General features: G+C 58.0%; 17 protein-coding genes. 6 read left to right on the top strand and 11 right to left on the bottom strand.

Features of this window, described 5'->3' with window-relative positions:
- Positions 1-2: 2 nt before the first annotated feature.
- The 9 genes from recC to rppH all read right to left on the bottom strand — a co-directional run bounded on the left by recC (position 3) and on the right by rppH (position 10,129).
- On the bottom strand, positions 3-3,374 hold the full coding sequence (gene recC / locus QMZ29_RS04490) for an exodeoxyribonuclease V subunit gamma (RefSeq protein WP_261426981.1): 3,372 nt from the start codon (positions 3,372-3,374) through the stop codon (positions 3-5).
- Between the two features lie 32 nt (positions 3,375-3,406).
- Positions 3,407-3,760 carry a prepilin-type N-terminal cleavage/methylation domain-containing protein gene (locus QMZ29_RS04485; RefSeq protein WP_060435075.1) on the bottom strand — a complete coding sequence of 118 codons (354 nt, stop codon included), beginning with the start codon at positions 3,758-3,760 and terminating at the stop codon, positions 3,407-3,409.
- Positions 3,753-4,199: a YgdB family protein gene (locus QMZ29_RS04480; protein WP_261426979.1), complete on the bottom strand. Its 447-nt coding sequence runs from the start codon at positions 4,197-4,199 to the stop codon at positions 3,753-3,755. Before QMZ29_RS04480 ends, QMZ29_RS04485 begins: the two co-directional genes overlap by 8 nt.
- On the bottom strand, positions 4,196-4,774 hold the full coding sequence (locus QMZ29_RS04475) for a prepilin peptidase-dependent protein (protein WP_261426977.1): 579 nt from the start codon (positions 4,772-4,774) through the stop codon (positions 4,196-4,198). Before QMZ29_RS04475 ends, QMZ29_RS04480 begins: the two co-directional genes overlap by 4 nt.
- The gene (locus tag QMZ29_RS04470) at positions 4,768-5,271 is read right to left on the bottom strand and encodes a prepilin peptidase-dependent protein (protein WP_147823282.1); all 504 of its coding nucleotides are present in this window, start codon (positions 5,269-5,271) and stop codon (positions 4,768-4,770) included. The genes QMZ29_RS04475 and QMZ29_RS04470 overlap by 7 nt, the downstream gene beginning before the upstream one ends.
- Before the next feature lie 174 nt (positions 5,272-5,445).
- Positions 5,446-6,240: a thymidylate synthase gene (gene thyA / locus QMZ29_RS04465; protein ID WP_025304065.1), complete on the bottom strand. Its 795-nt coding sequence runs from the start codon at positions 6,238-6,240 to the stop codon at positions 5,446-5,448.
- A gap of 7 nt (positions 6,241-6,247) precedes the next feature.
- Positions 6,248-7,120 (bottom strand): prolipoprotein diacylglyceryl transferase, encoded by an 873-nt coding sequence (lgt, locus tag QMZ29_RS04460; protein ID WP_016929919.1) that lies wholly within the window; start codon positions 7,118-7,120, stop codon positions 6,248-6,250.
- Positions 7,121-7,342: 222 nt separating this feature from the next.
- Positions 7,343-9,589: a phosphoenolpyruvate--protein phosphotransferase gene (gene ptsP, locus QMZ29_RS04455; RefSeq protein WP_043139841.1), complete on the bottom strand. Its 2,247-nt coding sequence runs from the start codon at positions 9,587-9,589 to the stop codon at positions 7,343-7,345.
- Positions 9,590-9,601: 12 nt separating this feature from the next.
- On the bottom strand, positions 9,602-10,129 hold the full coding sequence (gene rppH, locus QMZ29_RS04450) for an RNA pyrophosphohydrolase (RefSeq protein WP_004931849.1): 528 nt from the start codon (positions 10,127-10,129) through the stop codon (positions 9,602-9,604).
- 696 nt (positions 10,130-10,825) lie between these two features.
- On the opposite strand from rppH, the gene mutH reads away from it, so the two are divergent.
- The 4 genes from mutH to QMZ29_RS04430 all read left to right on the top strand — a co-directional run bounded on the left by mutH (position 10,826) and on the right by QMZ29_RS04430 (position 13,949).
- Positions 10,826-11,512, top strand: a complete 687-nt coding sequence (mutH, locus tag QMZ29_RS04445; protein WP_025304067.1) for a DNA mismatch repair endonuclease MutH — start codon at positions 10,826-10,828, stop codon at positions 11,510-11,512.
- 100 nt (positions 11,513-11,612) lie between these two features.
- Positions 11,613-12,329 carry a TerC family protein gene (locus QMZ29_RS04440; protein WP_025304068.1) on the top strand — a complete coding sequence of 239 codons (717 nt, stop codon included), beginning with the start codon at positions 11,613-11,615 and terminating at the stop codon, positions 12,327-12,329.
- A 155-nt stretch (positions 12,330-12,484) separates the two neighbouring features.
- Positions 12,485-12,703: a YgdI/YgdR family lipoprotein gene (locus tag QMZ29_RS04435; RefSeq protein ID WP_049208158.1), complete on the top strand. Its 219-nt coding sequence runs from the start codon at positions 12,485-12,487 to the stop codon at positions 12,701-12,703.
- 205 nt (positions 12,704-12,908) lie between these two features.
- On the top strand, positions 12,909-13,949 hold the full coding sequence (locus tag QMZ29_RS04430; RefSeq protein WP_060435062.1) for an NADP(H)-dependent aldo-keto reductase: 1,041 nt from the start codon (positions 12,909-12,911) through the stop codon (positions 13,947-13,949).
- 33 nt (positions 13,950-13,982) lie between these two features.
- Here QMZ29_RS04430 and lplT read toward each other — a convergent pair whose 3' ends face one another.
- Complete coding sequence (lplT, locus tag QMZ29_RS04425; RefSeq protein ID WP_282981191.1) at positions 13,983-15,167, bottom strand: lysophospholipid transporter LplT; 1,185 nt, start codon at positions 15,165-15,167, stop codon at positions 13,983-13,985.
- Positions 15,167-17,320, bottom strand: coding sequence for a bifunctional acyl-ACP--phospholipid O-acyltransferase/long-chain-fatty-acid--ACP ligase (gene aas, locus QMZ29_RS04420; protein WP_261426963.1), 2,154 nt, complete (start codon positions 17,318-17,320; stop codon positions 15,167-15,169). Before aas ends, lplT begins: the two co-directional genes overlap by 1 nt.
- Before the next feature lie 929 nt (positions 17,321-18,249).
- Here aas and QMZ29_RS04415 point away from each other — a divergent pair.
- Complete coding sequence (locus QMZ29_RS04415; RefSeq protein WP_141998876.1) at positions 18,250-18,939, top strand: fimbrial protein; 690 nt, start codon at positions 18,250-18,252, stop codon at positions 18,937-18,939.
- Positions 18,940-19,051: 112 nt separating this feature from the next.
- Complete coding sequence (locus QMZ29_RS04410; protein ID WP_025304073.1) at positions 19,052-19,762, top strand: fimbria/pilus periplasmic chaperone; 711 nt, start codon at positions 19,052-19,054, stop codon at positions 19,760-19,762.
- Positions 19,763-19,769 lie beyond the last annotated feature (7 nt).

The following is a 19,769-nucleotide window of genomic DNA, read 5'->3' as shown; positions in this document are numbered from 1 at the left end:
TGTTACCCCAGGTTATGCCGCGCCACCGGCAACAGATAACGCTCTGTTTCGGCCAGAATTTGCGCCAAATATTCATTATCCAATTGGCGGAACACTCGCTGCACGTAGGGATCTTCCCCTTCTCCGGGAATGCGCTGATCGCCCTGCCAGGCCTGCAGCAATTTGGCGCGTGCCTTAATTTGCGCGTCTTCCTCCCAGTCGATTTGCTGCGTTTCCGGCAGATAACACTGACTCAACCATGCCCAGCCGCTCTTGTTCAGCAACAGCAACGGCTGACTCAGACCGCGCTGATAGCCCGCCAGCAGCTCCGCCAGCTGCGCCAGTGCTTCTTCTGGCGCCAGCGCGGCAAAGCGCCAGGCGGAGTTCTTGCGGCCATACATGCGGCTCTCGCCGGTGCCACCGGCACAGCAATACACCAGGTGCTCCAGCCACAGCAATATGCCGTCCACCGCCGACAGCGTAGCGGGCCGCCAGCGCAGCAGGCCGTCATCCTGCACCTGATGCAGCCAGCCGCTGAGACGTACGCCGGCGATATCGATATCCAGCTCAAGGCTATGGCTCTCTGCACGTTCCGCGCGCACCTGCTCGGCCAAATCGCTCATTTCTTCCTGCTGCTTTTGCCAATAGATTTCGCCGAAGGCGCCATAGGGCAAGCCGCCGGCGGCGCGTACCCGCTGGAACAACCGTTCGGGATCGTCGCCGTCGATTAGGGTATTCAGCAGTTGGCTATTGAACTGGTAGCGGCTGAGGTTATCCAGCGTGAAGGGCTCTTCGTCCGGCAGCTCGGTTTCTTCCAGGATAAAACTGACGCCCAAACGCAGCTGGAAGAAGGCGCGAACCGGATGGCGATAAAACCGCAGCAGCTCATCCAACGATATTTGCTGCAGCGCTTCGACGGGCAGCGGCTGGTTGAACGCCGGATGCGCCGCACCGCGACCATCGGCGGCAGGCAGCCACTCGGCGGCATAGCTTTGCTCCTCCGAGCCCGGCAAGAAATTCTCGGCGGCGAACGGCATGCGCGCATGCCACTTCAGCAAGTGCTCACCAACCCGCCGAGCGCTGTCGTCTGCGCTGAGTTCGTCATCTCCCGGCAGACAATAGCTTTGCTCCAGGTACTCCAGCAGCTCGGTGACCAGCACCGAAGGATAGCGCGGGCTGTTGTCCTGAATGGAACGGCCGATGAAGCTGATATACAGCCGCTGCTGAGCGGACAAAATCGCTTCCAGGAACAGATAGCGGTCGTCATCGCGACGGCTACGGTCGCCACGTTTGACCTGCTGCGCCATCAGATCGAACCCCAGCGGCGGCAGCGTGCGCGGATACACGCCGTCGTTCATGCCCAGCAGGCACACCACCTTGAACGGAATGGAACGCATCGGCATCAGCGTACAGAAGTTGATTTGCCCGGCGAGGAAGCGCTGACTGATGCGTTCCTGATCAAGGCGCGCCGCCAGATCGTCACGCAGAATGGTCAACGGCACCTCGTCGGGATAGCGCGCCGCCAGGCCAAAATTGATGGCCTGCTGCCACTGCTGTTCGATCAGCGCCAGCACGACTTCAGTGTCACTATCCGCGGCGAAGAAGGCATCCAGCAGTTGCCAGCACAACGGCAGCCACGCCTCGAGCGGGCGCGCTTCGCTCAAGACTTGCCGCCAGTGGCTGAGCTGCGCCAGCAGGTCTGCCAACTGCCCCGCCAACTCGGCGGCCAACCCGCTCGATTCGTCGTAAGGTAAAATGCCCTGCCAATCGCCGGCATTGCTGTCCATCGCGTAGCCAAGCAGCATGCGCGTAATGCCGAAGCGCCAGGTATGCTGGCCAGTGGCGGGCAGATCCAGTTCGCGCACGTTATCGTCGTCCAGGCCCCAGCGAACGCCGGATTCACCAACCCAGTGACGCAGCAGGCGCAGCCCCTCTTCGCCGATGGCGAAACGGGTAGCCAGGGCAGGCACCTCCAGCAGCGCCAGCACCTGTTCCGAGGTAAAGCGGCTTTGCGGCAAATCGAGCAGTGAAATGAACGCCTGTAGCGCCGGATGCGCCTGCCGCGCTTTACGGTCAGAAATGGCGAACGGCAGGTAGCGCTCGGCGGGGGCGTTGCCGAACACCGCCTGAATATAAGGCGTGTAGCTGTCGATATCCGCTACCATCACGATGATGTCGCGCGGTGTCAACGACGGATCCTGCGCCAGCATGGTCAGCAGTTGATCGTGCAGCACCTCCACTTCCCGCTGTGGGCTGTGGCAGGCGTGCAGGCTGAGGGAGCGGTCATTCTCATCAAGCGGGCGTTTGCTGACGCTGCTTTCCAGCGTTTCCGCGGTAATACCGATCACCGCATGATCTTCCAACTCCAGCATGTCGCGCTGAACGGCGTGCAGCATGGTGTCCGCCGGGATATCGACAAAGGCGTCGACCTCTTGCGCCCCTTCCATCTGCGACAGCAGATAGAGGTGATCGCGCCCCAGCTTGCCCCAGGAGGCCAGCAGCGGGTTGCTGAGCTGCTGCTGACCTTCGGCGTCAAACAGGCGCGCCGCGTCGGCCGGCTCGCGAAACAGCCCTTGCTCACGCGCCTGATGGTAATGACGACGCTTGCGGCTCTGCAAGCGGGCCAGGAAAGCGTAATCCTGAATGTCGCCCCAGTAATAACGACAGGGATTGGTGAACATCAGGTGGATATCGATATGCCGTCCCAGCGCCTGCAGCGCCTCCAAATAGACCGGCGGCAACGCCGAGATGCCGCAGATAAACACCCGCGGCGGCAAACCGGGCGGGCACGTTTTTGCCTGCTCCAGCGCGTGGATAAAGCGGCTGTACAGATTAGCGCGGTGCCATTCCGGCTGCCCCAGTTCGCGCGTGTACTCTACCAACCGCGCCCAGAGCGGCGCCTGCCATTGCTGAGCCTCCGCCAGACCGTCGATGCGCTCACCGCGCTGCCAACTCTCCAGCCACTGCGGGCGATAAACCAAATATTGGTCGAACAGGTCGGCGACCCGGCCGGCCAACTGATGAATTTTTCGCTTGTCGCCGTCATCGGTCAGATAGTGCTGCAGCGGCGCAAACGCCGGTTGGGTCAGCATCTCCGGCAGCAACCACATCAGCTTCCAGGTCATGGCGTCCTTGCTGAAGGCGCTCTCTTTCGGGATATCCGGCAGCACCCGGGTGAACATGTCCCAAATAAAGGTCGCCGGCAGCGGAAACGCGACATTGGCGGCGATGCCGAACTGTTCCGCCAGCTGCATCTGCAGCCATTGCGCCATCCCGGGGCTCTGCACCAGCACCACTTCCTGTTGAAAAGGATCGGCCAACGGATCTCTGGCTATCAGCGCGCTGGTCAGCGTCTTCAATAAATCCAGCTGATTGGAATGATAAACCGTGAACATGAACGCTCCTTTAAAACAAAAAACATACCGGCTCAAAAACGGGTGCAATACCAACGGCTCAGCGTTGCCCACTGCCGCTGCGGCGTTTGAACCCTGACCGTCAATCGACGGCAATCACTCTCCGCATCGTCAAGCGCCGCCTCACGTCGCCAGCCTTCCGGCGGTGGTTCGGCATCGAGCCGCCCGGTGACAGCGAACGTTTCCAACTGCTGGTGCGCCAGCGCCCAGGCTTGCCGGTAGTGCCACTGGCGCTGAAACGACTGCAACAGCACCTGATGATACTGTAACAAGCCAAGCAGCGACACCGAGAACAGCAAGGCTGCCACCAATACCTCCGGTAGGCTGAAGCCGTTGCGGGATAGCCGCCCTGCGCGAGCGTTAGCCATCGCAGTCAGCCAGCCTTTTCTCGGGGCAAAAATCCAACCGCCCCCCTGGCTGCGCTTGCACCTTGCCAGCAGCCTCTGCATCGTCAAACACGCCCCATTGATACAGCCAAAGCGGCTCCCCCCCGCGCATCTCACCAAGGCCGCGTACCGTCACCACCCCCGCTCTGGCAGACAGCCGGGCGCAGGCCGTCAATTCCACGCGCTGCCTGCATAGCCAGGCCGCTGCACTCAGCTCGACGCGCGGCCAACGCTGGCTCATCCCCCAACTCAGCGCCGAAGCGGCCTGATTGTAAGCCTGAAGGTAACGCTGCTGATCGGCGGCCAGTAACAGCGCGTTATCCAATTGCCGATGCTGAGCATTGAGCAACATCAGCCCCAGCGCCAGCAGCAACATCACCGCCACCAGGGTGCTACCGCCTCGCTGGGTGCGCCGCTTCATGGCAGCGCCGCCATTTCGACGCTCCCGCTCAGACTGCGCCTGATACGCGTATCGCTGGCGGAGCGCCCCACGAGCGTCAGGCGGGCCAAGGCCCCGCCATGCTCCCCCCGTTCTATCGCTACATGAAACCGTTCGATGCGCACCTCGTCATGATCGAGCAGCCGCTCCCAGCCGCCGCCATCGCATTGGCTTACGCCGCGCTGCCCTTCCAAGCCGCCATTGCGCAGCCGATAACCGAAATAGCCTGCATCCTCACCCGAGGTGAGCCATTGCCCGCTGCGGATGATGTCGTAAGCGACGATAACGCAGCTGCCCGCCGCTTCTCCCGATGCCTGGCCGATCAGCAACGGACGGCCTGCGCACTGTCCGGCGCAAAAACCGGCGCGGCGCAGATCTTTCTCAATGCCGAACGCCAGCTGTCGCAGCGTTGACTCCAGCCGAAAGTGCTGACCGACGGCCACGTTCTGCTGGCGTAACAGCGGGTAAGTTTTTGCCGCGCCAAGCGCGATCACGCTGCCGAACACCAGCGCCAACATGACCTCCGGCAGAGTAAAACCGCGTTCGACAGTCAGCATGGCGCGATCCCTCTTATCCGGAGCCCTTCGCTGCATAAACGCAGCCGCCCTCGGGCAGACAGCACTAGCCGCAGGCCGCCTGCCTCATTGCTGAGCTGGATATGCCCCGCCTGCGCAGTATTGCGCAAACCGTAAAACCCGATTTCTTTGTCGGTATAACCGCTCAGCGCAACGTCACGATAAAACGGCAAAAAAACGGAGCCTTCGGCTGAACCGCAATCCGGCGGCGGCACGCCACCGCCCAGACACCAGGGCGTGCCGTTCTTGAACCACAGCAGCGCCGGGCGGTTACGCCAGTTGGCGTCCGCCTGCAGTCGCAGCAAAAACGCCAGCAGCTGTTGGGCCGTGTGTTCCAGCCGCAGCGCTTGCTGATGATAGCGCCATTGCCCGACGCCCCAGCCGGTGAGCATGCCGGCGATCAGGAGCGCCGCCAACAGCTCAATCAGCGTCATACCACGCTGGCGGTCATCGATGTTCGATAGCGTATTTTCGTTCATGCGGCCAGTGTAAGGGCCGTAACAAAGTGGTAAAGCCGCATGCGCAAGCCTTGCGGCAAGCTGCGCAATGTTTTCCCTATAGTGACAAATGGCGACAATAAAATGCGGCGCGGCGCGCAATGCGGATAAAAAAAGGGGCGCAATCGCTGCGCCCCTGGTGTGATGCGGTTAAGGTCAGATCGCGACCGGCGCCTTGATGGCCGGATGCGGATCGTAACCTTCGATCTCGAAGTCTTCGAAACGGTAATCGAACAGCGAAGCCGGCTTGCGTTTGATCACCAGTTTCGGCAACGGACGTGGTTCACGCGTCAGCTGCAGCCGCGTCTGTTCCATGTGGTTGCTGTACAGGTGGGTATCACCACCGGTCCAGACGAAATCACCCACTTCCAGATCGCACTGCTGCGCCATCATGTGCACCAACAGCGCATAGCTGGCGATGTTGAACGGCAGGCCCAGGAACACGTCGCAGGAACGCTGGTACAGCTGGCAAGAGAGCTTGCCGTCCGCCACGTAGAACTGGAAGAACGCGTGGCACGGCGCCAGCGCCATCTGGTCCAGCTCACCGACGTTCCAGGCGGAAACGATGATGCGGCGCGAATCCGGATCCTGCTTCAGCTGTTGGAGCACGTTGCTCAGCTGATCGATCTGACGACCATCCGCCGCCCCCCAGGCGCGCCACTGCTTGCCGTACACCGGGCCGAGATCGCCGTTTTCATCGGCCCACTCGTCCCAAATGGTGACCTTGTTGTCACGCAGGTAGGCGGTGTTGGTATCGCCGTTCAGGAACCACAACAGCTCATGAATGATCGAACGCAGGTGACATTTTTTCGTGGTCACCAACGGAAAGCCATCCTGCAAATTGAAACGCATCTGGTGGCCGAAAATCGACAACGTGCCAGTGCCGGTACGGTCGGCTTTAGGAGTGCCCTCGGCGAGCACCTTGTTCATCAAATCCAGATACTGTTTCATTTGTCCCTCACGACAGTTGTTGCTGCGGGCGACGACGGTACGCCCAAATCATCATAATAATACCGGCCACCACCATCGGGATGGACAGGATCTGCCCCATGCTGATCACGCCGTCGAACAGGCCAAGCTGGGCATCCGGCTGGCGGAACGCTTCGACGATAATGCGGAATGCGCCATAACCGATCAGGAACAGGCCCGATACGGCACCCATCGGCCGCGGCTTGCGGATGAACAGGTTCAGAATGATAAACAGCACCACGCCTTCCAGCAGCAGTTCATACAGCTGGGACGGGTGACGCGGCAGCACGCCGTACTGGTTCAGCAGCGGCAGCAGAGAAGGATCGGCGGCGGCGAGGGCCACGTCTTCGCTGCGCGAGCTTGGGAAAAGCATCGCCCAAGGGGTGTCGGTAGTCACGCGGCCCCACAGTTCACCGTTGATGAAGTTGCCGAGGCGGCCGGCGCCCAAACCGAACGGGATCAATGGCGCGATAAAATCGGAAACCTGGAAGAAGGTGCGTTTGGTACGACGAGCGAACCAGAACATCACCAGAATCACCCCCATCAAACCGCCGTGGAACGACATGCCGCCATCCCAGACCTTGAACAGATAGAGCGGGTTATCCAGGAACAACGGCAGGTTGTAGAACAGCACATAGCCCACGCGGCCGCCGACGAATACGCCCAGGAAACCGGCGTAGAGCAGGTTTTCCACTTCGTCTTTGGTCCAGCCGCTGCCCGGCTTGTTGGCGCGGCGCACCGCCAGCCACATGGCAAAAACGAAGCCGACCAGATACATCAGGCCGTACCAATGCAAAGAAACCGGGCCAATGGAGAAAATGACCGGATCAAATTTAGGAAACGCCAGATAGCTATTGCTCATCTATCACCACAACATGTCTGTTATTTTTCCCCATGCGGGGGCGGCAGGTGCCAAACGGCGACGGACATTACCTCGCGCCTTGCAAACGGCAGCATTGGCCGCTGCGGTTTGCAAGACGACGAACATGCGTCGCGCTGAGGTTGCGCATCATAACATAGGCTTAGCGTGGTCCGGGCCGGCAGCGCGGGAAAAGTTCTGTAAAAAAATCACATCGCGCGGCGATTATCTGCCGCCGCGAATCAACCCGCCCATGCCGCGTCGCTCCATAAACGCCGCCACCAAATGGCGCACTTCCGTGGTCATTTGGGTGTTCAACACCCGGAGCGCCAACACTTCCGCGTCGGCAAGGTCGATATGTCGCAGCAGGTATTTGATGCGCGCCACGCTGCGGCCGTTCATGCTCAGATTGCGATAGCCCATGCCCACCAGCAACAGCGCGCCCATCGGATCGCCGGCCAGTTCACCGCACAGGCTAAGCTGCAGCCCGGCCGCTTTCCCCTGTTCGGCGATCAGCTTCAGCACCTGCAGCATCGCGGGATGCAGACTGTCGTACAGCGAGGCTACCCGCGTGTTGTTGCGATCCACCGCCAGCAGGTACTGGGTCAAATCGTTGGTGCCTACCGAGATGAAGTCGACGCGCCCGGCCAAATGCGGGATCAGGAAAATCATCGACGGCACTTCCAGCATCACGCCGATTTTCGGTTTCGGGATCGCGTAGCCAAGCACCTCTTCCACCTCGCGCCCGGCGCGGTCAATCAGGCGCTTGGCCTCATCGACCTCTTCCAGGCTGGTGACCATCGGCAGCAAAATGCCCAGGTTGCCGGTGCCGGCATTGGCGCGCAGCATGGCGCGCACCTGTATCAAAAAGATCTCCGGCTGGTCCAGAGTGATGCGAATGCCGCGCCAGCCCAGGCAGGGATTTTCTTCGCTGATCGGCATGTAGGGCAGTTGCTTGTCGGCGCCGATGTCTAGCGTGCGCAACGTGACCGGTTTGTTGGGGTAAAGCTGCAACATACCTTGATACTGCGCGACCTGTTCTTCTTCGGAAGGGAAACCGCTTTGCAACATGAACGGAATTTCAGTGCGGTACAATCCCACGCCGTCCACCCGGCCGCCCAACAGCTGTTCATGTTCCGGGCTGAGGCCGGCGTTCAACATCACCTGAACGCGTTCGCCGCTTTTCAACTGCGCCGGCTGTTCGACGTCGTCTTCCGCCAGCTTGCTCAGTTCCTGTTCTTCGCTGATCAGCCGTTGGTATTCCTGCACCAGCACCGGCTCAGGATCGACCAGCAGTTCGCCGCGATACCCATCAACGATCAGCAGCCGCTGGCTGAGCAGAGAAGGCTGGATGTCGGCGCCCATCACCGTCGGCACGCCCATCGCCCGCACCAAAATCGCCGCATGCGAGTTGGCGGCGCCGTCGCGCACCACCACGCCGACCAGGCGATCCTGCGGCACTTCGGCCAGCAATGTCGCGGTCAGTTCATCCGCCACCAGCACAAAGCGCGCCGGCCACTGGGTGGCGCCCTGAGTGGTGTCGTCGAGGTGGAACAGCAGGCGCTGGCCCAGCGCGCGCAGGTCGCTGCCGCGCTCGCGCATATAGGTGTCCTGCAGTTTGGCGAACTGTTCGGCAAAGGCTTCTATCACCTGCTTCACCGCCCATTCCGCCACCGAGCCGTTATCAATTTCGGCGAACAATTCGCGCTTGAGGCGGGCATCGTTTAGCAGGTGAGAATAAAGATCGAAGATCGCCGCGCTCTCTTTTTGCGAGCTGGCGGCAAAACGCTTGCTGAAGCGACGAAATTCCGCGCCGGCCTCTTCCAGCGCCAACGTCAGGCGCTCGCGCTCGCTGGCGGTGTCCAGCGTCGACGCGCGGTAAACCTGATCGAGCGAAGGCTGGCTGCTGTCCTGCCACCCTTCCGCCACCGCCACGCCGGGCGAGGCCGCCAGCGCGCGCACGCGCGTTTGGCGATACTGGCCGAAAATGGCGTTAAGCTGCGACTGTGAAAGGATCCCGGCCATCTGCGTGGCCAGGGTGACCATGAAAGACTCTTCGCTTTCGTCGAACTGGCGCAGCTCACGCTGCTGCACCACCAGCACGCCCAACAGCTGGCGCCGGTGAATGATTGGCACCCCGAGGAAGGATCGGAAACGATCCTCTTTCACCTGAGGGACATATTTGAAACTGGGGTGGCTTTGAGCATCGGCCAGGTTGATCGGCTCGGCCCGGCGGCCGACCAACCCGACGACGCCCTCGTCAAACGCCAATGCGATAGTGCGCCCGCGCGGCTTTTTCAGACCGCGCGTGGCCATCAGGTAGTAGCAGCGGCGATCGTTGTCCGCCAGGTAGATGGAACACACTTCGGTGTCCATCGCCAGACAGGTTTCATTGACCAGCAGATCCAGCGCATCCGTCAGACTGGCCGCCGCGGCCACCTTCTCTACAATTTCTCGCAAGCGCGTGAGCATAGTCGGCTTAACTTAACCTCTCTTTCGGCGATAAGCGGGGGCCTGCCGCGGCGCCGCCTGCTCTTGCATCGGCATCACGGTCACGGCGAATTCTTTCATCACCCGGCGGTAGACGTCGCGTTTGAACGACACCACCTGGCGCACCGGATACCAGAAGCTCACCCAGCGCCAACCGTCGAACTCCGGCGTGCTGCTGCGCTGCATGTTGATATCAGCGTCATTGCACAGTAGCTGCAACAAAAACCATTTTTGCTTTTGGCCGATACAAACCGGCTTTGTGTCCCAACGCACCAAACGTTTCGGCAATTTATAGCGCAACCAGTTGCGGGTCGAAGCCAGGATGCGCACATCCTTTTTACTCAGCCCCACTTCTTCGAACAGCTCACGGTACATCGCCTGCTCCGCAGTTTCGCCAGGGTTAATCCCACCTTGGGGAAACTGCCAGGAGTGCTGACCGTAACGGCGGGCCCATAAGACCTGCCCCTGACGATTACAGATTACGATACCAACATTCGGGCGGTAGCCATCATCATCGATCACCGGACTACCTCGATAAGCTTAAATTCGCATAGATGTCCTGATTGTTTCACACAAGCTACAGGCGGTAAACCACTGCTTTACGGTGCTGCGGGCCGGATAACATTGGGATAACTCACAGATATAGGCAAAGTTATAAACATACCCCAGCCTTTTAAGCCGGTTTTATTCACTTTTTCTGTGGATAGGTGTGTGCAGAACTCGAGGGATAAGCCGGTAAAACTCTCACCCCCTCAAATATCCCCTCATACCGAAAAACACACATTTACTTTAAAAACATATGATTAACCAACAACACGCAATGATGAACAGGTCAAAAATGTGATCTATGCACGGTAAGGATCTTACCCTGGCGAAAGATCCACCAACGCCGTTTTTATCCACAGATTATGCGGGCAAGTTACGCACAAAACGGACAAATTCGTAAAAAACCGCCTGAGTCAAGGCTGTAAATTGAACCAGTGATCGGCAAAAATTTGGGTTATCCCATAAATCTGTGGATAAATAGGTGTAAGATCCTGTTTATTGTCGGTGGCTTCAGGTGAACAAGCCCCGTGAGTGTATTGTCGACCACGTAAGGAAAGAAAAAAAGTCATGTAAAATCATGCTACTATTATTCTTTTCCCCAGGCGACAGCGGTTATCGCTCGCCGCGTATAATTGCAGTACATTTTTCAACCAAATTCGACAGGCTTTATTTATGGCATTTTTATCCCCTTTGCCGCCCCCGCCGGAAAATGAACGGCAGCTGTTCGAGCGCGCTCAGGCGCTGGCCGGCTTCAGCTTTGGTGAACTGGCCGCCCGTGCGCAATTGCCGATCCCCAAGGATCTGAAACGCGATAAGGGTTGGGTGGGCATGCTGCTGGAGCTGTACCTCGGCGCCATGGCCGGCAGCAAACCGGAACAGGATTTTCCCGAGCTGGGCATTGAGCTGAAAACCATTCCTGTCGACGCCGCCGGCAAACCGCTGGAAACCACTTTTGTCTGCGTCGCCCCGCTCACCGGCAACAGCGGCGTCACCTGGGCCAGCAGCCACGTTCGCCACAAGCTGGCGCGCGTGTTATGGATACCGGTAGAAGGCGAACGGCAGATCCCGCTGGCCCAGCGCCGCGTCGGTTCGCCGCTGCTGTGGAGCCCGAGCGCGGCAGAAGAAGAGAGGTTGCGCCGCGATTGGGAAGAGCTGATGGATCTGATCGTGCTCGGTCACGTAGAACGCATCACCGCGCGCCACGGCGAAGTGCTGCAACTGCGCCCCAAAGCGGCCAACAACAAGGCGCTCACCGAAGCCATCGGCGAACAGGGGCAACCTATCATGACGCTGCCGCGCGGTTTCTATCTGAAAAAGGGTTTTACCGGCGCGCTGCTGGCAAGACATTTCTCAATCTAGGCGATTTCGTTTAACTCTGGTTTAGCTAACCCTGTCAGCGCCGCGATAAACGCGTATAATTCACACTTTGCATTTATTTAGTATTAAGGTGTGTCGGGCAATGTTCGAATGGATTATGGATCCCAATGCCTGGTTAGCGTTAGGTACGCTAACCATTCTTGAGATCGTACTGGGTATTGATAACATCATTTTTCTGTCGCTGGTGGTGGCCAAGCTGCCCAAAGCGCAACAGAACAAAGCTCGCCGGCTCGGGCTGGCCGCCGCCATGATTATGCGTCTGGCGCTGTTGGCCTCCATAGCCTGGGTGATCCGCTTGACGCACCCGCTGTTCACCGTGCTGGATCACTCTATTTCCGCCCGCGATTTGATCCTGCTGCTGGGGGGATTGTTCCTGATCTGGAAAGCCAGCAAAGAGATCCACGAAACCATCGAGGGGTCGGAAGAAGAGCACCACACCAAGGTGCACAGCTTCTTCGGCGCGATCGTGCAAATCATGCTGTTGGATATCATCTTCAGTCTGGACTCGGTGATTACCGCCGTGGGCCTCTCCGACCATCTGTTCATCATGATGGCGGCGGTGGTGATCGCCGTCGGCGTGATGATGTTCGCCGCCCGGCCGATCGGCGAATTCGTCAATCGCCATCCGTCGGTAAAAATGCTGGCGCTGGCGTTCCTGATCCTGGTGGGCTTCACGCTGATGCTGGAAAGCTTCCAGGTGCACGTGCCGAAAGGCTACATCTACTTCGCCATGTTCTTCTCCATGTCGGTAGAGGCGCTCAATCTGATGCGCAGCAAGAAAAACCGTTCGCCGGAATAACCCTACGCGGAGGCCGCCATAGGCGGCTTCCGCCGTTTCGTTGCCCCCTCATTTCACTTTTTCTTATCAGATAAAGACTTATCTGAGACGCCCCCGGCCAAGAGTTTGCTAATCTTGAAAGAACATTGTTTTCTGCATAATCGAGGATCCGCAGGATGAAAAAGTGGGTAATGGCAGTGTCTGCGCTGGTGATGGCCGCCGGTTTGACGGGATGTTCCAGCGACTACGTCATGGCGACCAAAGACGGCAACATGATCCTGACGCAAGGCAAACCAGAGATCGACACAGACACCGGACTCATCAGTTATAAAGATGAGAAAGGCAACCACCGCCAGATCAACGGCGATCAGGTTTCCCAGGTTATCGAACGCTAATCACCGCCCGCCGGCTATCGCCCGCTCGAGCGCGGTAGCCCTCATTCGTGTCCGCACGGAATCCGCTTCCCCCATCTTCACCGCTTGGTTATAGTCAGGAAAGGCGACATCGCCGCCCGACGGACTTTGCGCCGTCTTCTGAATTGGGCTCCTGTTTCACCGGGCCGCACGGCCCGTCAGCGCTAACAAGAAAGGAAGGCCGTTAATGCAATACCACCGTATTCCCCACAGTTCTTTAGAAGTGAGCGTGCTGGGACTGGGCACCATGACCTTTGGCGAACAGAACAGCGAAGCCGACGCCCATGCGCAACTGGACTATGCATTGGCCGCAGGCGTGAACCTGATAGACACCGCCGAACTGTATCCGGTGCCGCCCCGCCCGGAAACCCAGGGCCTGACCGAGAGCTATATCGGCAGTTGGATCAAAGCGCGCGGCAATCGCGAAAAAATCGTCCTGGCCAGCAAAGTCTCGGGCCCGGTGCGCGGCACTGACAGCAGCATCCGCCCGCAGCAGGCGCTCGATCGCAAAAACATCCGCGCCGCGCTGGACGCCAGCCTCAAGCGGCTGAACACCGATTATCTCGATCTTTACCAATTGCACTGGCCGCAGCGCGCCACCAACTGCTTTGGCAAACTCAACTATCAATATACCGATGACAAAGCCACGGTCACGCTGCTGGAAACCCTGGAGGCGCTGACCGAGCAGGTGCGCGCCGGTAAAATTCGCTATATCGGGGTCTCCAACGAAACGCCCTGGGGCGTGATGCGCTATCTGCAGCTGGCGGAGAAACACGAGCTGCCGCGCATCGTGTCGATCCAAAACCCGTACAGCCTGCTGAACCGCAGCTTTGAGATTGGCCTGGCCGAAATCAGCCAGCACGAAGGGGTAGAACTGCTGGCCTATTCCAGCCTGGCGTTCGGTACGCTGAGCGGTAAATACCTCAACGGCGCTAAACCGGCCGGTGCGCGCAATACGCTGTTCACCCGCTTCAATCGTTATTCAGGGCAGCAAACCCAGCTGGCGATCGCCGAATACGTGGCGCTGGCCAAAAAACACGGGCTGGACCCTTCGCAGATGGCGCTGGCCTTCGTGCGTCAACAGCCGTTCGTCGCCAGCACCCTGTTGGGCGCCACCTCGGTGGAGCAGTTGAAAATCAACCTCGACAGCCTCGACGTGATTCTGGATGAGGACGTGCTGCAGGCGCTCGAAGAAATCCACACCCGGTTTACCATTCCGGCACCTTAATACCCTGAGGGCGCAGCCAGGCTGCGCCCCGTTTCACCGCCGCTGCGACCACCACAACGCGCAAATCGCCAGCGCAAACACCACGCCAAACCCTACGCCGACGCCCACTACCGGCACGCCCAGCTTCACGACCAAAGAATACAGGCCCAGCATCAGCAACATGGCGGCGTTTTCACCCAGGTTTTGCACCGCGATCGCATTGCCGGCGCCGACCGAATGTTTGCCCCGCTCCTGCAGCAACGCATTGAGCGGTACGACGAAGAAGCCTCCCAGCATGCCGATGATCGCCAGCAAGACGTAGGCATTGAGCATGGTCGTTTGCAGCGCAAATACCGCGACCGCGACGCCGATCAGGATCCCGGCCGGCATACAGCGTTTCACCGTCTTCAGCGTGACGAAGCGCGCGGCGGCACCCGCGCCCACCACGATGCCGACGGCCACCATGGCGTTCAGCAGCGTCGGCGTGGCGTTATCGGCGATACCCAGCGCCACCGGCACCCATAGCACCAGCAGAAAACGCAGCGTCACGCCGGCCCCCCAAAACAGGCTGGTGCCGATCAGGGAGAAACGCGTCTGCCCATCGCGCCACAGCGTAACGCAGGCGGTAAAGAAACTGTTCGTCATGGCCCGCGGCCGCCATGAAGCCCCCGGGCGCGCCGCCGCCAGACGCGGAATATACAGGTTGGCGACCACGGCCCCCGCGTAAACCAAGGCGCAGGCCGCCAGCGCCGCGACCAAATGCCAGTCCGCCAGAATACCGCCGGCCACCGAACCGGTCAGAATGGCCGCGATGGTCGAGGCCTCGATCAGGCCGTTAGCCTTGACCAGTTTCTCGCCGCTGGTGATCTCGCCCAGAATGCCGTATTTGGCCGGTGAATATGCGGCGGCCCCCACGCCGACCAGGCTGTAACCCAGGAACGGGTTCCCCCCAAAACAGATCACCAACGCTCCCGCCAATTTTAGGGCGTTGGCGAACATCATCACCCGCCCTTTGGCAAAGCTGTCGGCGATCTGCCCGACGAATGGAGCCAGAATGATATAGGTGGCGACAAAGGCCATCTGCAGGATCGGCTGGCTCCAGTCTGGATACAGCTGCTGCTTGATCAACGCCAGCGTGGCGAACAGCAACGCATTGTCGCCGAACGCCGAGAGGAACTGTGCGCTGATCACCGCGATCATGCCGCGTGACAACAAAGGGGACTCGGTCGAAGGATTCATCAGGCACTCTCCGGCTGTTCGGCCATATGACGCAGGGTGACGAAATCGGGTTTGCCGCTGCCGAGCACCGGCAGCGTTTTCAGCAGGCGAATATCGCGCGGCACCGCCAGCTCCGGGCTGCCCAGTTCGCGCGCCACCCGCAGCAATGCCTCGCGGGTAATAGCGGGATCGGTGGTGAACAGCACCAACGCCTCCCCCTTGCTGCTGTCGCCTTTGACCGTGGCGGCATGCAGTTTTTCCGGCGACAGCCGTTGCGCCAGCAGTTCGACGCTCTCCAGCGACACCATCTCACCCGCCAGCTTGGCGAAGCGTTTCACGCGGCCGCGAATGGTGCAGTAACCCTGCTCATCCAGGCTGACGATATCACCGGTGTCATACCAGCCCGGCTGCAGTACACCATTCGCATCTTCCGCCGCCGGCGGCTCCAGTTCGCCGGGGCGCTCAACCCGCAAATAGCCTTTCATGATATTCGGCCCCCTCAGCTGCAGACGGCCGCCGTTATCAATACCCGGCATCGCGATCAGGCGCGCTTCCATCTGCGGCATGATGCGGCCGACGGTGCCCACCTTGGTCGCCAGCGGCACATTGATCGAGACCACCGGCGCGCACTCGGTCACGCCATAGCCTTCCAGAATGCGGATGCCGTATTTGTCCTGATAGATCTGTTTGGTGCTGTCCGCCAGTTTCTCCGCGCCGGCCACGACATAGCGCAGGCGGGCAAAATCATACGGATGCGCGAAGCGCGCATAGTTGTTAAGGAAGGTCGCCGTGCCGAACAGCACCGTGCAGTTACGGTCATACACCAGCTCCGGCACCACGCGATAGTGCAGCGGGCTGGGGTAGAGGAAAATGCGGCTGCCGGTGATCAGCGGCGTCAGCAGCCCCACCGTCAGGCCGAACGAGTGGAACAGCGGCAGCGACGACATGAAGCGGTCGCGCGGCGTGAAATCGGCGATGGTGCGGATTTGTTCTACGTTGGCCAGCAGACTGGCGTGCGAATGCACCACGCCCTTGGGGTGGCCTTCAGATCCAGACGTGAACAGGATCAGCGCCGCGTCCTCCGGGCGTTGCGGCAACGCCGCGCGTTGCGGCTGCAGCAAGTGACGCAGGATCCACAGCTTATCCGCCAGCGTGACGGTGTCTTTCAGATCTTCCAGATATACCCAGTTAGCCTGCGGCACCTGTTCCGGCAGGTGGGTCAGCTTGCCCTTCTCCAGAAACTGGCGCGAGGTGACGATGGTCTTGATGCCGGCGGCCGTCATCGCGCTGTTCAGGCCCTTGGCGCCGGCGGTGTAGTTGAGCATCGCCGGAATGCGATTGCGCAGCGAAGCGCCGAAGATCGCCGCCGCGGTGATAGTGGCGTTCGGCAACAGCAGCCCGACGTGTTCCCCTTCGGCGGTAAAGCGTTGCAGAATGCGGCTGACACCCAGCGATTTTTTGATCAGCGTCTGGTAGCTGTCTTCTTTGAAAGCGATGTCTTCGATACACGGTTTTCGGCGCCCATAGCGGTGCTGCGCCGCCAGCAAGGCATGGAACAGCGTCTGCGGTTCGCGCGTGTCCATCCGCGCCCGCATCATAATCTGCATCAGCCGATCGCCCGCCAACGCCCGGCGATCGCGCGCACGCGGCGCCTCCGGCATCGGCAGCGTGGTCGGCGGCAAGATGTGAATGTTGATTTGCGGGAACCAGCGGATCTTGAACACCCCAGCCATACGGCCGAACGGGCTGAATTCGGGGCCGTCGATCCGCACCGGCACCACGGTGGCGCCCGATTTAGCGGCGATAAACGCCGCGCCGTCGTAGATTTTCATCAGCGCGCCGGTCACGGTGATGCGCCCTTCAGGGAACACAACGATCGGCCGTCCCTGTTCGACCATCCGCACCAGCTGCTTGATGGCCATCGGCTTGGTAGGATCGAGCGAGACAAAATCGATGTAAGGCCGCAGCCAGCGCATAAACCAGCTCTCGCCGATGCTGGCGTAAACCGCAAACACCGGTTTTATCGGCAGGAATAGCGCCAACAGCACGCCGTCGAGGAAAGAGACGTGGTTCGGCGTAATCAGTAATTTTTGCCGTTCGAAGTGCTGGACGTCCCCTTCGACCCGAACCCGAAACAACAGGCGAAACAGCGCGCGCAGCAGTGAAAAGATCATGCCCTTCTCCCTTGGCCATGGAGGCGTAAATCGTTGTAGGGAAAAGAATACTATATGGCAGGCAAAAAAAAACCTACGCATCCGCGTAGGTTGGTGCAATTGAAAATGGCTTCAACATACAGAGTATGCTGATTTCTCACCAATCAATACCTCTGGGATCACCTACTCTAGAGAGATGTCGTGCAGGAAACTACCGCCGAATCGCAAGAGTTCTGCTCCAAATGCAACCAGCTGTAAATTTCCCGCGTTCTATTGTAATAACTCAATGAAACTTAAATAATCCTCACGACGGAAAGATCAATAATGATGCGTCATCCGCAGGAAGCGAGTGAGGGGAGCAAAAAGACCATGCGCATATGCAGGTAAGTGCAGCACATGAGGGTTCGGCCTAATCGAGACTGAAGCAGATCCTTTAATCCCTCTTGTATCATCCACGCTAAAGAAATCAATTACGAAAACTATTCTCAAACGCAAGAGCCAAGTTAGACGTGCTATCCAACGTGTCATTTTGATCAACGTATGCAATGCGTTTTCTTGCTTTTCAAGCACGGTAACAATAAAAAGACAAAGTCAAAAAGCGCCAGCTAACAACAGAGCCACCTCCAGACCTTGCTGTTATCGTGATCTCACGGCAAAAGTGCGCGCCGAGGATAATTAATTATTAATAATTAAAAAAACCGCAAGCAATAAAACCTATGCACCAACAACCAAACAGAATTAATAATTAAAATTGAATAATAAAAACCAACCAATCAGAATATAAATCTATTTTGATGTAAATTTTTAGCAGAATATTGCAAGAATTGAGATTGAAAAATAAAATAACCCTGCATTGAATCGCTAGTAAAAAATTGCGACATCCTTGCTTTATATTTTCAAGCAATACGACTTTTATTTATTTAGTGGCATATTCTCAGAAGGAAACCTGAATGAAGAAATATTTATTTTTAGCCCTACTACCTCTGTCGTGCACGAGCGTACTGGCCGCAAAAACAGCCAGTACGTCTGTAGATTTCTCCGGAGAAATTTACAATAACACCAGCTGCAGTATTGCTGCCAACACCAATAGCATTGATCTTGGCCGCCATTCCAGCGAAGCTTTTGATAAAGTAAATCCTGTCCAGTTGGAAGGCAACGGCATGGGCAGCATCCCGTTCACCGTAAACTGCACGGCACCGACCAGCATGGGCATTGAAGTTACCAGCGCCAGCGGCGATGCCGATTATCAATATATGGACAGAAGCTTCACCGCATCGCTGGCAAAAGACGCCAGCAATAAAGATATCGCCGTGCTGGGCCTTGCACTGTCAGATATCGCTATGGATGGTGAAACCGTGCGTGCGGCGCTGATTCCTGAAGGCGATGATATTTTTGATTTGACCAATGTAACTGACGGTGCAGATCACGAACAGGCTATTTTCTCTGTTGCCTCAGGTAATCGCTTTGCGGTCACATCAGATGCTAATTACGACAACATGGCGATCGGTCAGAACCTGAGCGGCACATTCAACTACCGTTCATTCCTTACCCCGCTTAGCTACATTGATGATAAAAGCATCCAAATGCAAGACAGCATTGCATTGCAAGCTTCTGTGAATCTTTCGGTTCACTACCTGTAATCACCAGGTGGGGACACTTCGCTGTCCCCACTTATTTCAGCCTCTTTGTTTGGCAAAATACCTTAACGTCCTTTGACTAGAGTTCGTTATTCTCCGCTATTCAGGAAATAAAATGAAAGGTCTCATCCATTATCTCACCGCAATATTTATATTGCTTACTCCATTTTATGGCCAAGCAACCATTAAACTGGAAAAAATAAGCCTTTTGGTCAATCAAGAGAAAGGAGAGACAACGGTAAGAGTCGATAATATCGGTAATTATCCTGTATTGCTATTCTCATCCGTTGTTAAAAATGCATTAAGCAAGCAAGGAGAAGATCCCTTATTCATTCTTTCTCCGCCTGCCGCGCGTATTGATCCGGGTAAATCTCAGCTGGTACGCGTCATGCTTGCCGATCCCTCGGGACTTGATAAAACCCGTCAGCAAATGCGCCATATCTATTTCCAGGAAATTCCCGATATGGGAGAAAAAAGCAACCAGCTTAAGGTGAATACTCGGCATAGGGTCGTCGCTATCGCCACACCCTCCGCGCTGGTGGAAAACAAATCTCCCTGGCAAACCTTACATTGGCAACAAAATGGGCATTCTATACAAGTCAAAAATCTCAGCCCTTACGTTATCAGGTTAGCCCCTTCCATCACCGTACAACCCAGTAACCAGCAGTTTGTTTTAGAACAACCTTATTTGCTGCCTGGGCAAACGATCGGTACACGTAAGAGCGATAGGCTTACCAGCCCCCCCTCCCGTTTGCACTTCACGCCAATCAGTAACACGGGGCGCGCCATACCCGATATCACGGTCAACCTTGCCCCAATCCAGTGAGGCAGCC

It is taken from the genome of Serratia sp. PF-27, assembly GCF_030053255.1.
Classification (GTDB): Bacteria; Pseudomonadota; Gammaproteobacteria; order Enterobacterales; family Enterobacteriaceae; genus Serratia; species Serratia bockelmannii.
The sequence above is the reverse complement of the archived record's forward strand: the minus strand, read 5'-3'. Positions and strand labels throughout refer to the sequence as shown.

Excerpts from the sequence above, each read along its gene's own strand:
- recC (WP_261426981.1), bottom strand. The coding sequence starts at position 3,374 with ATGTTCACGGTTTATCATTCCAATCAGCTGGATTTATTGAAGACGCTG.
- QMZ29_RS04485 (WP_060435075.1), bottom strand. The coding sequence starts at position 3,760 with ATGGCTAACGCTCGCGCAGGGCGGCTATCCCGCAACGGCTTCAGCCTA.
- QMZ29_RS04480 (WP_261426979.1), bottom strand. The coding sequence starts at position 4,199 with ATGAAGCGGCGCACCCAGCGAGGCGGTAGCACCCTGGTGGCGGTGATG.
- QMZ29_RS04475 (WP_261426977.1), bottom strand. The coding sequence starts at position 4,774 with ATGCTGACTGTCGAACGCGGTTTTACTCTGCCGGAGGTCATGTTGGCG.
- QMZ29_RS04470 (WP_147823282.1), bottom strand. The coding sequence starts at position 5,271 with ATGAACGAAAATACGCTATCGAACATCGATGACCGCCAGCGTGGTATG.
- thyA (WP_025304065.1), bottom strand. The coding sequence starts at position 6,240 with ATGAAACAGTATCTGGATTTGATGAACAAGGTGCTCGCCGAGGGCACT.
- lgt (WP_016929919.1), bottom strand. The coding sequence starts at position 7,120 with ATGAGCAATAGCTATCTGGCGTTTCCTAAATTTGATCCGGTCATTTTC.
- ptsP (WP_043139841.1), bottom strand. The coding sequence starts at position 9,589 with ATGCTCACGCGCTTGCGAGAAATTGTAGAGAAGGTGGCCGCGGCGGCC.
- mutH (WP_025304067.1), top strand. The coding sequence starts at position 10,826 with ATGGCATTTTTATCCCCTTTGCCGCCCCCGCCGGAAAATGAACGGCAG.
- QMZ29_RS04440 (WP_025304068.1), top strand. The coding sequence starts at position 11,613 with ATGTTCGAATGGATTATGGATCCCAATGCCTGGTTAGCGTTAGGTACG.
- QMZ29_RS04435 (WP_049208158.1), top strand. The coding sequence starts at position 12,485 with ATGAAAAAGTGGGTAATGGCAGTGTCTGCGCTGGTGATGGCCGCCGGT.
- QMZ29_RS04430 (WP_060435062.1), top strand. The coding sequence starts at position 12,909 with ATGCAATACCACCGTATTCCCCACAGTTCTTTAGAAGTGAGCGTGCTG.
- lplT (WP_282981191.1), bottom strand. The coding sequence starts at position 15,167 with ATGAATCCTTCGACCGAGTCCCCTTTGTTGTCACGCGGCATGATCGCG.
- aas (WP_261426963.1), bottom strand. The coding sequence starts at position 17,320 with ATGATCTTTTCACTGCTGCGCGCGCTGTTTCGCCTGTTGTTTCGGGTT.
- QMZ29_RS04415 (WP_141998876.1), top strand. The coding sequence starts at position 18,250 with ATGAAGAAATATTTATTTTTAGCCCTACTACCTCTGTCGTGCACGAGC.
- QMZ29_RS04410 (WP_025304073.1), top strand. The coding sequence starts at position 19,052 with ATGAAAGGTCTCATCCATTATCTCACCGCAATATTTATATTGCTTACT.